We start from the raw sequence: 419 nt of genomic DNA on the forward strand, positions 1-419 counted from the left end.
TGCAATGCGGCGGCTGCATACGCTTGATCCGGCTACCTGCCCATTCGACCACCAAGCGAAACATCGCATCGAGCGAGCACGTACTCGGATGGAAGCCGGTCTTGTCGATCAGGATGATCTGGACGAAGAGCATCAGGGGCTCGCGCCAGCCGAACTGTTCGCCAGGCTCAAGGCGCGCATGCCCGACGGCGAGGATCTCGTCGTGACCCACGGCGATGCCTGCTTGCCGAATATCATGGTGGAAAATGGCCGCTTTTCTGGATTCATCGACTGTGGCCGGCTGGGTGTGGCGGACCGCTATCAGGACATAGCGTTGGCTACCCGTGATATTGCTGAAGAGCTTGGCGGCGAATGGGCTGACCGCTTCCTCGTGCTTTACGGTATCGCCGCTCCCGATTCGCAGCGCATCGCCTTCTATC

General features: G+C 60.1%; 1 protein-coding gene. It reads left to right on the plus strand.

The window, feature by feature from the left end; genetic code table 11:
• Positions 1 to 419 (plus strand): APH(3') family aminoglycoside O-phosphotransferase (locus ET526_RS21155; protein ID WP_135471052.1); only part of this gene is annotated, 419 nt, incomplete at both ends.

This window comes from Crenalkalicoccus roseus (genome assembly GCF_004761865.1).
Classification (GTDB): Bacteria; Pseudomonadota; Alphaproteobacteria; order Acetobacterales; family Acetobacteraceae; genus Crenalkalicoccus; species Crenalkalicoccus roseus.